The organism is Streptomyces fractus, from assembly GCF_049844455.1.
Classification (GTDB): Bacteria; Actinomycetota; Actinomycetes; order Streptomycetales; family Streptomycetaceae; genus Streptomyces; species Streptomyces fractus.
Genome location: NZ_JBMYHI010000002.1, coordinates 8,072,320 through 8,083,898 on the forward strand (window position 1 = coordinate 8,072,320; position 11,579 = coordinate 8,083,898).

Below are 11,579 nucleotides of genomic sequence, written 5' to 3' on the forward strand. Positions count from 1 at the left end.
GGTTTCAACGGAATCGTACGCCTGTGCCCTCGCGGACTCCGGAGTCGTAGAATAGAACACATGCCCGAACGCATGCCCGAGGAGCGGCTCGCCAACGCGCGCGTCGTCGCGCAGTACCTCCGCCATCAGCTCCGCGAGACGGAGCAGAAGATCCGCGAGCTGGAGAAGGAGGCCGCGGAGCACAAGCGCCGCAAAGACGTCGCCTTCGTGGAGAACCGCTTCCGGGTCGAGCACACGTGGGACGACGAGACTCCTGACGTGATGCACCGTGGCGGGTGCGGGAAGAACCCCACCGCTGGCCGACTCCTCCAGGCGGAGGAGGCAGCGATCATGATGCGGGACAGGCCCCTCGTTGCGTGCAAGGTCTGTAACCCATTGCCCGCGCTCCGGAGCGTCTTCCTGACGGTGCCGCTCCCCGACGAGGGGGCGTGAGGGGCAGCGCCGCTCGCTCGCCGCAAGTGCACTTGTCACGTGCACTCTTGACGCCGTGACACCTGTGCATAGAAGGTCGTAGAACATCGCGCAACACTGGCCGTGACGGAGGTAATCATGTCTCTGCGGTTCATCGCGAAAGACCCCGAGACGAACGGGGAGCACTGCCCGACGGTATGGGTGGACGAGGAGAAGCAGGAGTTCGTGATCCAGGGATGGAAGGCGGACGCCGGCACGGAGGCCGAGTGCCTCCAGGCGGGCCCGATCCCTGACACGGAGGGTGTCGTGCGCTTGCCCGTCCGCATGGCGCAGGTTCTACAGGAGGCATGTCGTGTCGCAGAAGGGGCCGACGTTCGCTGAGCTCGTCGCGGACTGCCGTGTGTCGGCCGTCCACTTGGAGACGCGCGACGTCTACGGCGTCGTGGAGGAAGACGAGGACTTCGCCGCTTGGAAGAAGGGGAAAAGGTACGAGCTCTCTGACCAGGCGTCGTGGTGGAATGGCTTCCATCAGACGGTTGCGGACGCCGTGGCGCGCGGCGTCGTGTTCCGGCGCGCTCGCGTCGTCTCCGAGCCGGTGACGGACTACATCCGATACGAGCACTCGTGCACCCCGCAGAACATCGCGGCGGGCGAGGAAGTCCGGTGGCTTCCCCGCCGCATGGCGTCGGACTTGTTGCTCCCCGGAAACGATCTGTGGATCTTTGATGAGCGGGTGGCGCGCTTCGGCCTCTTCGACGGCAACGGGCGCTTCCTGGAAGACGTCATGGAGCGGGACGGGGACGTCATCGAGCGTCATTCTGCCGCCTTCGATGCCATGTGGGAGCGAGCAATCCCGCACGACGAATACAAGATCAGGTAGCCGTGCAGCACGCGCCCTACCCGTCACCCAGCGTCCAGGCTGCTCGCGAAGGTGTGGCAGCACGCCTCTTCGAGCTGCGTAAGGATGCGGGGCTGACAGGTAGGGCGCTTGCCGGTGCACTCAACTGGCAGCCGTCGAAGGTGTCGCGGCTCCAGAGTGGGACCACGCCGCCGTCCGACGAGGACGTCCGCGCCTGGTGCCGGGCGTGCGGGGCAGAGGATCAGGCGGCAGATCTGATCGCAGCCAACCGTGACGCCGACTCGATGTACGTCGAATGGAAGCGGGTCCAGCGCACAGGACTTCGGCGGCTCCAGGAGTCGCGCGTCCCGCTCTTCGAACAGACGACGACGTTCCGCGTCTACACCTCCAGTGTCATCCCCGGGTTCCTCCAGACCCGCGAGTACGCACGGGCGCTCCTGGGGCAGATCTCCGCCTTCCATGACACCGTGAACGACGTCGACGAGGCCGCGGACGCCAGGCTCCGACGGTCGGAGATCATCCGCAGGCCCGGGAAACGATTCGCCTTCCTGATCGAAGAGGCCGTGATCCGTGACGTCGTCGGTGACGCGGACACGATGGCCGGCCAACTCGGGTACCTGCTCGCGGCGATGGCGTTCCCCTCCGTCTCCGTCGGCGTCATCCCGGCAGGGGCCCCACGGGCTATGTGGAAGCTGGAAACTTTCAGCATCTACGACGACACGCGCGTCAGCGTTGAACTGCTCTCCGCCGCAATCACGGTGACCGCTCCCGGTGAAATCGACTTGTACGAGGCGGCGTTCACGAAACAGGCGGAGCAAGCCGCCGTCGGCGCCCGCGCCCGGGCGCTGATCTCCGACGCGATTAACGCGCTCGGGTAATCCCCGTAGAACCTCATAGAACGTCGTGGAATTGCGGCCTCTGGAGTCTCTAGCGTCGTCCACAACGGCGACTCGCGGAGGTCTTGGGGATGAGACTGGAGACAACGCTCAGCGGTCCGGTAACGCTCACTGAGTGGACTGAGAGGGAGCCGAAACCGACTCCCGGGTGCGACGTGTGCGGCGCGCTGCTGAAGCAGTGGAGGCAGGCAACGGAGTCGGGTAGTCCGGCATACGACCTTTCCCACGCAACGGATCTCGCGGTAGAGATCTCGCGCCACCCGCATTCCCGGGCTATGCGGCGGAAGGCGCGGAAGTGACGCGCTCCATCGTCCGCAAAGTGCGGTGGCATATCGGGCCCGACGCGAGCGAGGGAGCCCCGCAGGCCCCCACTGTGGTCGTCTGGTGCACCACGTGCCTGGTGAAGTCGGGCCGTCTCGACCACGCGACGGACGCCCCAGAAGAGTGGGCGCAGGAGCACGTGAGTAAGCACCCGTCCCACACGGGGTACCGCTACACGCTCATAGCGTTCTGGCGTGCGACACCCATGGACGCGGACGTCGTCGCGGTCGAGCCGCCGAAGGTGGATCTCGCGCAGTTCGCCCCGTCGGAGCTGGAGCCGTGAGCGCCGGCAAGCGCCCCATATGCGGCGCGGAGGGGCGCGTCCCGGAGTCGATAGCCAAGCACCTGTGGGACGTCTGCGGCCGTGACGTGTCAGCCGTGGTGGTGCGCTGCTTTCTCGCCCCGCGGCATCCGCGCGTCCAGCACGCCGGCCGACTGCGTGACGACGCGGAGCACGACATGGGGGAATTCCACTGGGAGACCCCCTCCTAGACCCGCGCCCCTGTGTCCCAGCACCCGGGAGCGCGGTGGGGCAGCAGGGGCCCTGCGTCGCCGTTGGGCCTCTGCCCGTCCCTGACGGCGCGCCCCACTCTCGTTTCCTCCCCCGGGGAGATGAGAGTGGGGCGTAGTCGTTGTTATGACCGTCCGTACTGCTCGGGCACGCGAACGGACCCGCCCAACTCCTTTGCCGCACGGCGAGCCCACGAGGGGTCACGCAGAAGCTCCCGCCCCAGGAGGACCGCGTCCGCCTCGCCGTTGGCGAGGATCTTCTCGGCCTGTTCGGGCTCGGTGATGAGGCCGACGGCCGCAGCCGGCATCGACGTCTCATTCTTCAGCCTGGCGGCAAACGGAACCTGGTAGCCGGGGCCAACGGGGATGCGGACGCCTGCGGCGTTGCCACCCGTGGAGACGTCTACGAGGTCGACGCCGTGCTCCTGAAGGATGGTCGCCAGGCGGACAGTGTCGTCCGCGGTCCACCCGCCGTCATCGAGCCAGTCCGTTGCGGAGATCCGGAAGAAGAGCGGGAGATCCTGCGGCCACACTGCGCGAAAGGCGTCGACGACCTCCAGGGCGAAACGGGTGCGGTTCTCGAAGGAACCGCCGTACTCGTCCGTGCGCTTGTTGCTGTGCGGCGACAGGAACTGACCTATCAGGTAGCCATGGGCGCCGTGCAGCTCCGCGACCTGGAAACCGGCGTCGGCGGCGCGTCGTGCTGCGCTGGCGAACTGCCCGACAATTTCGCGGATCTCGTCGACCGTGAGGGCGTGGGGTACGGGGTGCTCGTCGTCGAACGGGACGGCGCTGGGGGCGACGGCCTGCCAACCGAACTCATCCTCTCCGACGGGTGCGCCGCCCTTCCACGGCCGGTCAGTTGACGCCTTTCGTCCAGCGTGGGCGATCTGGATTCCCGGAGTGGTTCCCTGGCTCTTCATGAAGTCGGTTATGCGGCGGAGGCCGGCCACCTGCGCGTCATTCCAGATGCCAAGGTCGTACGGGCTGATCCGCCCCTCGGGAGATACGGCCGTGGCTTCAACGATGATCAGACCCGTGCCGCCCGCCGCACGGGCGCCGTAGTGCTGGAAGTGCCACTCCGTGGGGGCTCCGGTAAGCGGACCTTCGGGGGCCGCACTGTACTGGCACATCGGTGCCTGCCAGATCCGGTTGGGGACGGTGACTTCGCGGAGCTTGTAGGGCGTGAACAGGTTGGTCATCGGGACTCCTGACCTGACGGGGCGGAAAGTGAGCGCACTGGAGGGGGAGTGGGTTTAGGCGCAGAGCGCCAGGTCAGCGCGTTCCGTGGTGCCCTGATACTTGGTAGGACTGGCGTGGGCGATCTGGATTCCCGGAGTGGTTCCCTGGCTCTTCATGAAGTCGGTTATGCGGCGGAGGCCGGCCACCTGCGCGTCATTCCAGATGCCAAGGTCGTACGGGCTGATCCGCCCCTCGGGAGATACGGCCGTGGCTTCAACGATGATCAGACCCGTGCCGCCCGCCGCACGGGCGCCGTAGTGCTGGAAGTGCCACTCCGTGGGGGCTCCGGTAAGCGGACCTTCGGGGGCCGCACTGTACTGGCACATCGGTGCCTGCCAGATCCGGTTGGGGACGGTGACTTCGCGGAGCTTGTAGGGCGTGAACAGGTTGGTCATCGGGACTCCTGACCTGACGGGGCGGAAAGTGAGCGCACTGGAGGGGGAGTGGGTTTAGGCGCAGAGCGCCAGGTCAGCGCGTTCCGTGGTGCCCTGATACTTGGTAGGACTGGCGTGACCGAGCTGAACGCCGGGCACCGTGTTCTGCGACTTCAGGAACGACGTGATCCGGCGGAAGGCCTCGACCTGGGTGTCGTTCCAGATACCGAGGTCCTGCGGCGAGATGCGACCCTCGGGGGAGACGGCCGTCGCCTCGACGATGATCAGGCCCGTGCCGCCCGCGGCGCGCGCCCCGTAGTGCTGGAAGTGCCAGTCGTTCGGAGCGCCGGTCAGTGGGCCCTCGGGAGCCGCGCTGTACTGGCACATCGGCGGCATCCACACGCGGTTGGGGATGGTCAGTGACCGCAGGGTGTAGGGCTCGAACAGTGCGCTCACGGCGGACTCCATTCGGTGTGGTGCGCGGAAATGCCTCGCGGATTGCGACGAGGACCTGCCTAGTACGATAGCCACCGTAGTACGGCGGATGTCAAACTACGATGGTTCTCGTACAATGGCGATGACGCACCACACGGACCGCGAAGGGGAGTCGTCCATGACGACCGCAGCACCGCACACCGGGACCGCCGCCGGCGGCCGTACGCTCGCGCACCCCGACGTCACGGAGATCCGGCTGGAAGCGGTGCTGCACGCGCTGTCCGACCCGATGCGCCTGGCCGTCGTCCGGGAGATGGCGGCCTCGGCGGAGGCCGAGCTGTCCTGTTCGGCCTTCGACCTGCCCGTCACCAAGTCGACGACCACGCACCACTTCCGGGTGCTGCGCGAGGCCGGGGTGATCGAGCAGGTCTACCGGGGGACCGCCAAGCTCAACGGGCTGCGCAGGACCGACCTAGACGCGCTCTTCCCCGGCCTTCTCGACACCGTCCTCGACGCGGCTGCCCGGCAGGAGGACCGGCTCGGCGGGAGCTGACGGCGCCGAACCCGCCTTCTGCGGAAGGTGGTTGAACAGCAGGTTCAGTGCGATAGCCGTCAGGCAGCCCGCGCTGATGCCGCTGTCCATCACCGTCTGGAACCAGTTGGGGAAGTGTTCGTAGATCGTCGGCACGCCCACCGGCAGCAGGCCGACGGCGACCGAGACGGCCACCACCGTCAGATTGCTGTTGCCCTCGAAGTCCACCTTCGACAGGGTCTTGAGGCCGCTCGCGGCGACCGTCCCGAACATCACCAGGCCCGCGCCGCCGAGCACCGGCGAGGGAATCGCGGCGACCACCGCTCCCAGCTTCGGCAGCAGCCCGAGCAGGATCAGGATGCCGCCGGAGACGGCGACCACCCAGCGGCTGCGCACCTTCGTCATGCCGACGAGGCCCACGTTCTGCGCGAACGCCGTGTACGGGAAGGTGTTGAAGACGCCGCCGAGGACGGTCGAGAAGCCGTCGGCGCGCAGCCCGTCGCCGAGCGCGCGCCGGTCCACCGGGCGGCCCGTCATCTCGCCGACCGCGATGAAGTCGCCCGTCGTCTCGGTCATCGTCACCAGGGCCACGATCAGCATCGACACGATCGCCGCCGCGTGGAACTCGGGGACCCCGAAGTGGAACGGCGTGCTGATCCCGAACCAGTGCGCGCCCCCGACCGCGGAGAAGTCCGTGAAGCCGGTGGGTATCGCCACCGCCGTTCCCACCACGATGCCGACGAGCACCGCGACCCGGCTCAGGGCGGGCGGCGCGAACCGCTGCACGCCGAGCACGAGCACCAGGACGAGCGCCGCGAGCCCGATGTTCTTCGGGTCACCGAAGTCCTTCGCGCCTGAGCCACCCGCGGCCCACGTGCCGGCGGTCGGCAGCAGCGACAGGCCGATGATCAGGATCACCGTGCCCGTCACCAGGGGCGGGAAGAAGCGCAGCAGCCGCCCGAACACCGGGGCCAGGAGCATCATCGCGAGGCCCGCGACGATCACCGCCCCGTAGATCGCCGGCAGTCCGCCGCCCGTCGTGCCGATCAGCACCATCGGCGACACGGCCGCGAAGGTGCAGCCCTGCACGATGGGCAGCCGGATACCGAAGCGCCACACGCCCACGCACTGGATGAGCGTCGCGATGCCGCACACCAGCAGGTCGGCGGTGATCAGATACGCGAGGTCGGCGGGCGACAGCTTCATCGCGCCGCCCACGATCAGCGGCACGGCGACCGCGCCCGCGTACATGGCGAGAACGTGCTGCAGCCCGAACGCCGCCAACTGGCGTGCGGGCGGGACCTGGTCCACGGGATGCGTTGTCATGCACGAGAACGTAATGACCTTGAACGTTTTGTTGATTTCCGTCGTGTTGCCGCTGCGTGTCCTCGCCCATGGATCGCGTTGGGTTGTCTACGAAGAGTTGCCTACGAAGAGTTGCCTACGAACCCCGGGCCGCGCTCAACAGTCCCTCCCAGTCAGGGATCTTCACCGAGCCCCGCCCGAGCCCCCGCCCCAACTCCGCCTCGGCCCGCTCGATCGCCCGCCACCCGTCCCACCGCACGGGCCGCGCCCCGGCCGCGATCAGACCGCTCAGCGGATCCCGCGCGGGACCCGCTCCCACGAGGGCACCCGCCCCCACGAGGGCCTCGGCATCGTCCAGGAGCGAGGTGACGGTCTCCTTGGCGCAAGGGCGGTTGGTGCCGATCACGCCGGTCGGGCCGCGCTTGATCCACCCGGCGACGTACTCGCCCGGCGCCACCCGCGCGTCCCGCAGTACCCGCCCGCTCTCGTGCGGCACGGTGCCGCTGCTCTCGTCGAACGGCAGGCCCTCCAGCGGCACTCCGCGATAGCCGACCGACCGCAGCACCAGCTCCGCGCCGACCTCCTCGAACACGCCCGTTCCGGCGACGCCCCCGCGTCCGTCGGGCCGCGTCCGCTCGAAGCGCACCCCGGCCACCCTGCCGTCGCCGCCCGCGAGGAGCTCGACTGGCCGCAGGTAGAACCGCAGGTGGATCCGGCGGCGCGTGCCCCGCGCCGGCTCGGCGGCCCAGCCGCGCAGCACCTCCACGTTGCGCCGCTGCGCGGCAGGCAGCGCGGACGTGTAGGTGTACGCCGGGTCGAGCCTCAATTCACGCTCGTCGACGAGGACTTGGGTGTCCGGGAGGCCGCCAAGCTCGCGCAGCTCCTTCGTGGTGAAGCGGGCCTGCGAGGGGCCGCGCCGGCCCACCATGTGCACGTCCCGGACCTCGCTCGCGGCGAGGGTGTCGAGCGCGGCGCGCGGCATGTCGGTGGGCAGCAGCTCGGGGGCGCCGCGGGCCAGCATCCGGGTCACGTCCACCGACACATTGCCCACGCCGATGGCGACGGCCGTGCGCACGTCGCGTACGAAGCCGCCGTCCACCGCGTCCGGGTGTGCGCTGTACCAGGCCACGAAGTCCGTCGCCGACCAGCTGCCCGGCAGGTCCTCGCCCGGCACCCCGAGCCGCCGGTCGGCCGCCGCGCCCACGCAGTACACCACCGCGTCGTACAACTCCAGGAGCTTCGCGGGCGGCAGCGCCGGGCCGATCTCCACCCCGCCGAGGAAACGCACCCGCTCGTCCTCCAGGACCGAGCGCAGATTGCCCTGCAACGACTTGATCTTCTCGTGGTCCGGGGCGACGCCGTAGCGCACAAGCCCGTACGGGCAGGGGAGCCGGTCGAGCACATCGACGCGGATGTCCGGAACGCGATCCTGCCGTACGAGGCCCTGCGCGGTGTAGACCCCGCTCGGACCCGAGCCGACGACGGCGATGTGCGGCACGGGAGGCTCCCTCCGCCGAGGTGCTGATGTGTCCCAGCATGACACCGGGAGCCGCGGTGGGGGAGAGGGCGCGACGGCGCTCAGGACATGTCGCGCATCCGCTCGATCTCGGTCGTCTGCTGCGCGATCACGTCGTCGGCCATCTCCTCCACCTGCACGTTGTTCCCGCCGCTCTTGACCTCCGTGGCCATCGTGACGGCCCCCTGGTGATGCGTGATCATCAGCTTCAGGAACAGCTCGTCGAACGCCTTGCCCTTGGCGGCCTTGAGCTTCTTCAGCTGGGTGTCCGTCGCCATCCCCGGCATCGTGTCGTGAGCCTGGTGGCCCTCGGGCTTGGCGTCGCGGTGGTACTTCTTCAGCCAGCCGCGCATCGCCCCGACCTCCGGGCCCTGCGCGGCGGTGATCCGCTCGGCGAGTCCCTTGACCTGCTTCGACTCGGCCCGCTCCGGGGCGAGTTCGGTCATCTTCAGGGCCTGCTCGTGGTGCGGGATCATCATCTGCACGTACGTGACGTCGGCGGAGTTCGGGGTGTCGTCCGAGCCGCGCCGCTCGGCGTCCTTGGCGGACAAGGTCTCGGCCGCGTCGCCCGGCTTGCCCGGCGCGATGACCGAAGGCCCGCCGGACGCGGGCGAGTTGGCCTTGGCGGCGTCGCTCGAACCTCCCGAATCGCACCCGGTCAACACCAGCGCCGACACCGCCGCCAGCGCGGCGACAGCAACTTTCATGACGATTACGTTGCCATCTATTGATCTGTGCATGAGGAAGACGATACTCGGGGAGATCCGTGAATCGTTCACGTACGAGCGAAGTCACCGTCACCCAAGGAGACAACAGTGACCCTGTACTCCCCCCGAACCCGGCGCAGACGCCTGGGAGTTGCCACAGCGGCGGCCGGACTCCTCGCGGCGCTGCTCGCCGCGGGCCCCGTCTCGGCGACGCCCGACCCGGGCGACAAGTCGTCGGCCCCCAAGAGCGTTTCGAAGAGCACCGAGGCCGAGGTCGAGAAGGCGATATCCGCCGGCGACATACCCGGCCAGGACGAGGTCGTGCACTCGGACAACATCGAGCACGTCACCAACATCCCCAAGGACGCGCTGCCCGGCACCAACTCGGACCTCGCCTTCCAGGGCAAGTACGCCTTCGCCGGGAACTACGACGGGTTCCGCGTCTTCGACATCAGCGACCCGAAGGCCCCGAAGACCGTCGCCCAGGTGCTGTGTCCCGGCTCCCAGAACGACATCTCCGTCTCCGGAAACCTGCTGTTCCTGTCCACGGACAGCTCCCGCAGCGACAACTCCTGCGCCTCCACCACCCAGCCGGCGACCGAGAAGTCGTCCTGGGAGGGCATGAAGGTCTTCGACATCAGCGACAAGGCGAACCCGAAGTACGTCTCCGCCGTCGAGACCTCCTGCGGCTCCCACACCCACACCCTGGTGCCGGAGAAGAAGAACGTCTACGTCTACGTCTCCTCGTACTCGCCGAGCGCGACGTTCCCGGACTGCCAGCCGCCGCACGACGGCATCTCGGTCATCAAGGTGCCCCGCAACGCCCCGCAGGAGGCGGCCGTGGTGAACTTCCCGGTCCTCTTCCCCGGTGAGGGCGAGGACGGCGGCGGCAACCCCGGCGCGCCCACCAACCCGGGTGTCTCCAAGACCACCGGCTGCCACGACATCACGGTCCTGCCCTCCAAGGACCTCGCGGCGGGCGCCTGCATGGGCGACGGCATCCTGTTCTCCATCAAGGACCCGGAGAACCCGAAGGTCATCGACCAGGTCCAGGACAACGTCAACTTCGCGTTCTGGCACTCGGCGACCTTCAACCAGAAGGCCAACAAGGTCGTCTTCACCGACGAGTTGGGCGGCGGCGGCGCGGCCACCTGCAACGCGGAGATCGGCCCGGACCGCGGCGCCGACGGCATCTACGACATCACCGGCAAGGGCGACAAGCGCAAGCTCGTCTTCAAGAGCTACTTCAAGATCCCGCGCCACCAGGCCGACACCGAGAACTGCGTCGCGCACAACGGCTCGCTGATCCCGGTCAAGGGCAAGGACCTCATGGTGCAGGCCTGGTACCAGGGCGGCGTCTCCGTCTGGGACTTCACGGACTCGGCGAAGCCGAAGGAGATCGGCTACTTCGAGCGCGGCCCGCTCACCACCGACAAGATGACGACGGGCGGCTCCTGGTCGGCGTACTACTACAACGGGTACGTGTTCTCCAACGACATCGCGAAGGGCTTCGACGTCCTGAAGATCAAGGACGCCCGGACCGACCCGGCCCAGAAGGTCCGCCTGGGTGAGCTCAACGTCCAGACGCAGCCGGACTACTTCGGCTGACCGGTCCGCTCACCGTTGACGGCCGGGGACAACGGCTCGAAGTAGCGTGAGAAATCGGCCGGTCCGCCGTGAGCGGGGCTCTCGTCGGACGACGCGTCATCCTCGTCGTCCGGCGGGAAGCCTCCCCGCCACTCCAGCTCGTAGCGGCGGAACAGCTCGGCGCGCAGCGCCCCCAGCGGCATCGGCGCACCGGGCACGAGCATCGAGAACACGGCGCCCATCAGTACGGCGCGCAGCAGCGGATAGTCCGTGTCGACGTCGAGCGTCCCGTGCCGCACGACGGTGTCGCGCAGGAGCGCCGCGAGCCGCTGCTGCTCAGGGCACTGCACGAAGCCCTCGGCCTGAAGGATCCCCGCCATGTGCGTGCGCATGAGGACGGGGTGGTCGCGGGCGAGGCCGAGGATCGCGTCGATGGCGCGGGCCAGCCGCTCGTCCCCGTCGTCGAGCGCGGGCCGCGGCTCGCGCTCCAGCGTCTCCTCCAGGGTGCGGTGCATCAGCCGGTGCACGGCGGACTGCAGCAACTGCCGCTTCCCCGGGAAGTAGTACGAGATCAGACCGCGGGCCGAGCGGGCGCGGTCCGCGATGTCGCCGAGCGTCGTCGCCTCGTACCCGCGTTCCCCGACGAGCTCCAACGTCGCCCGCAGGAGCCGTTCGCGGGAACGTCGGCGCAACTCCTCATTGACCGATGCGCTGCGGGGGGACATTCTTGACTCCTGCGTTGACTGGCCGGCAGCCAACTATACTCAGCGCTTCCTGGCCACCGGCCTGTTGGGGCGTGGTGTGTGCAGGAAGGCCGGCCGTATTCCGGCGACGCGGGGGATCGTCGGAATACGGCTGTGCCATGCCCGGGGGAGACGCGGCGC

At 68.5% G+C, this 11,579-nt stretch carries 13 protein-coding genes and 2 pseudogenes; 8 read left to right on the forward strand and 7 right to left on the reverse strand.

The window, feature by feature from the left end; translation table 11 throughout:
- The first annotated feature begins 60 nt into the window (after nucleotides 1–60).
- From ACP4E5_RS38665 to ACP4E5_RS38690, 6 genes are all read left to right on the forward strand, one after another.
- On the forward strand, nucleotides 61–432 hold the full coding sequence (locus ACP4E5_RS38665; RefSeq protein WP_425837483.1) for a DUF6233 domain-containing protein: 372 nt from the start codon (nucleotides 61–63) through the stop codon (nucleotides 430–432).
- Between the two features lie 117 nt (nucleotides 433–549).
- Nucleotides 550–792 (forward strand): hypothetical protein, encoded by a 243-nt coding sequence (locus ACP4E5_RS38670; protein WP_425837486.1) that lies wholly within the window; start codon nucleotides 550–552, stop codon nucleotides 790–792.
- A complete protein-coding gene (locus ACP4E5_RS38675) occupies nucleotides 764–1,291 on the forward strand; it encodes a DUF6879 family protein (protein WP_425837489.1) in 528 nt (175 codons plus the stop codon). The genes ACP4E5_RS38670 and ACP4E5_RS38675 overlap by 29 nt, the downstream gene beginning before the upstream one ends.
- A 53-nt stretch (nucleotides 1,292–1,344) precedes the next feature.
- On the forward strand, nucleotides 1,345–2,148 hold the full coding sequence (locus ACP4E5_RS38680; RefSeq protein WP_425837492.1) for a helix-turn-helix domain-containing protein: 804 nt from the start codon (nucleotides 1,345–1,347) through the stop codon (nucleotides 2,146–2,148).
- A gap of 313 nt (nucleotides 2,149–2,461) precedes the next feature.
- A complete protein-coding gene (locus ACP4E5_RS38685) occupies nucleotides 2,462–2,770 on the forward strand; it encodes a DUF7848 domain-containing protein (RefSeq protein WP_425837494.1) in 309 nt (102 codons plus the stop codon).
- Entirely contained in the window at nucleotides 2,767–2,979 is a 213-nt protein-coding gene (locus tag ACP4E5_RS38690) for a hypothetical protein (protein ID WP_425837497.1), read from the forward strand. Before ACP4E5_RS38685 ends, ACP4E5_RS38690 begins: the two co-directional genes overlap by 4 nt.
- Before the next feature lie 143 nt (nucleotides 2,980–3,122).
- Here ACP4E5_RS38690 and ACP4E5_RS38695 read toward each other — a convergent pair whose 3' ends face one another.
- The 3 genes and pseudogenes from ACP4E5_RS38695 to ACP4E5_RS38705 form a co-directional block, all read right to left on the reverse strand.
- On the reverse strand, nucleotides 3,123–4,199 hold the full coding sequence (locus ACP4E5_RS38695; RefSeq protein ID WP_425837500.1) for an NADH:flavin oxidoreductase/NADH oxidase: 1,077 nt from the start codon (nucleotides 4,197–4,199) through the stop codon (nucleotides 3,123–3,125).
- 111 nt (nucleotides 4,200–4,310) lie between these two features.
- Nucleotides 4,311–4,634, reverse strand: a pseudogene (locus ACP4E5_RS38700) (oxidoreductase); the annotation flags it as partial.
- A gap of 111 nt (nucleotides 4,635–4,745) precedes the next feature.
- Nucleotides 4,746–5,069 (reverse strand): annotated as a pseudogene (locus tag ACP4E5_RS38705) (oxidoreductase); the annotation flags it as partial.
- 157 nt (nucleotides 5,070–5,226) lie between these two features.
- On the opposite strand from ACP4E5_RS38705, the gene ACP4E5_RS38710 reads away from it, so the two are divergent.
- Nucleotides 5,227–5,601: an ArsR/SmtB family transcription factor gene (locus ACP4E5_RS38710; RefSeq protein WP_425837502.1), complete on the forward strand. Its 375-nt coding sequence runs from the start codon at nucleotides 5,227–5,229 to the stop codon at nucleotides 5,599–5,601.
- Here the strand turns inward: ACP4E5_RS38710 and ACP4E5_RS38715 are convergent.
- From ACP4E5_RS38715 to ACP4E5_RS38725, 3 genes are all read right to left on the reverse strand, one after another.
- Nucleotides 5,521–6,906, reverse strand: a complete 1,386-nt coding sequence (locus ACP4E5_RS38715; RefSeq protein ID WP_425837505.1) for a nucleobase:cation symporter-2 family protein — start codon at nucleotides 6,904–6,906, stop codon at nucleotides 5,521–5,523. The genes ACP4E5_RS38710 and ACP4E5_RS38715 overlap by 81 nt on opposite strands.
- Before the next feature lie 115 nt (nucleotides 6,907–7,021).
- Nucleotides 7,022–8,383, reverse strand: coding sequence for a ferredoxin--NADP reductase domain-containing protein (locus ACP4E5_RS38720; RefSeq protein WP_425837507.1), 1,362 nt, complete (start codon nucleotides 8,381–8,383; stop codon nucleotides 7,022–7,024).
- 80 nt (nucleotides 8,384–8,463) lie between these two features.
- The gene (locus ACP4E5_RS38725; protein WP_425837510.1) at nucleotides 8,464–9,108 is read right to left on the reverse strand and encodes a DUF305 domain-containing protein; all 645 of its coding nucleotides are present in this window, start codon (nucleotides 9,106–9,108) and stop codon (nucleotides 8,464–8,466) included.
- A 108-nt stretch (nucleotides 9,109–9,216) separates the two neighbouring features.
- Between ACP4E5_RS38725 and ACP4E5_RS38730 the strand changes: the two genes are divergently transcribed.
- On the forward strand, nucleotides 9,217–10,716 hold the full coding sequence (locus tag ACP4E5_RS38730) for an LVIVD repeat-containing protein (RefSeq protein ID WP_425837513.1): 1,500 nt from the start codon (nucleotides 9,217–9,219) through the stop codon (nucleotides 10,714–10,716).
- Here the strand turns inward: ACP4E5_RS38730 and ACP4E5_RS38735 are convergent.
- Nucleotides 10,704–11,420 (reverse strand): TetR/AcrR family transcriptional regulator, encoded by a 717-nt coding sequence (locus ACP4E5_RS38735; protein ID WP_425837516.1) that lies wholly within the window; start codon nucleotides 11,418–11,420, stop codon nucleotides 10,704–10,706. The two genes, ACP4E5_RS38730 and ACP4E5_RS38735, sit on opposite strands and share 13 nt — an antisense overlap.
- Between the last annotated feature and the right edge of the window lie 159 nt (nucleotides 11,421–11,579).

Bases quoted from the DNA above. Each gene is read 5' to 3' on its own strand.
- ACP4E5_RS38670 (WP_425837486.1), top strand. From the start codon at position 550: ATGTCTCTGCGGTTCATCGCGAAAGACCCCGAGACGAACGGGGAGCAC.
- ACP4E5_RS38695 (WP_425837500.1), bottom strand. From the start codon at position 4,199: ATGACCAACCTGTTCACGCCCTACAAGCTCCGCGAAGTCACCGTCCCC.
- ACP4E5_RS38715 (WP_425837505.1), bottom strand. From the start codon at position 6,906: ATGACAACGCATCCCGTGGACCAGGTCCCGCCCGCACGCCAGTTGGCG.
- ACP4E5_RS38665 (WP_425837483.1), top strand. From the start codon at position 61: ATGCCCGAACGCATGCCCGAGGAGCGGCTCGCCAACGCGCGCGTCGTC.
- ACP4E5_RS38735 (WP_425837516.1), bottom strand. From the start codon at position 11,420: ATGTCCCCCCGCAGCGCATCGGTCAATGAGGAGTTGCGCCGACGTTCC.
- ACP4E5_RS38710 (WP_425837502.1), top strand. From the start codon at position 5,227: ATGACGACCGCAGCACCGCACACCGGGACCGCCGCCGGCGGCCGTACG.
- ACP4E5_RS38725 (WP_425837510.1), bottom strand. From the start codon at position 9,108: ATGAAAGTTGCTGTCGCCGCGCTGGCGGCGGTGTCGGCGCTGGTGTTG.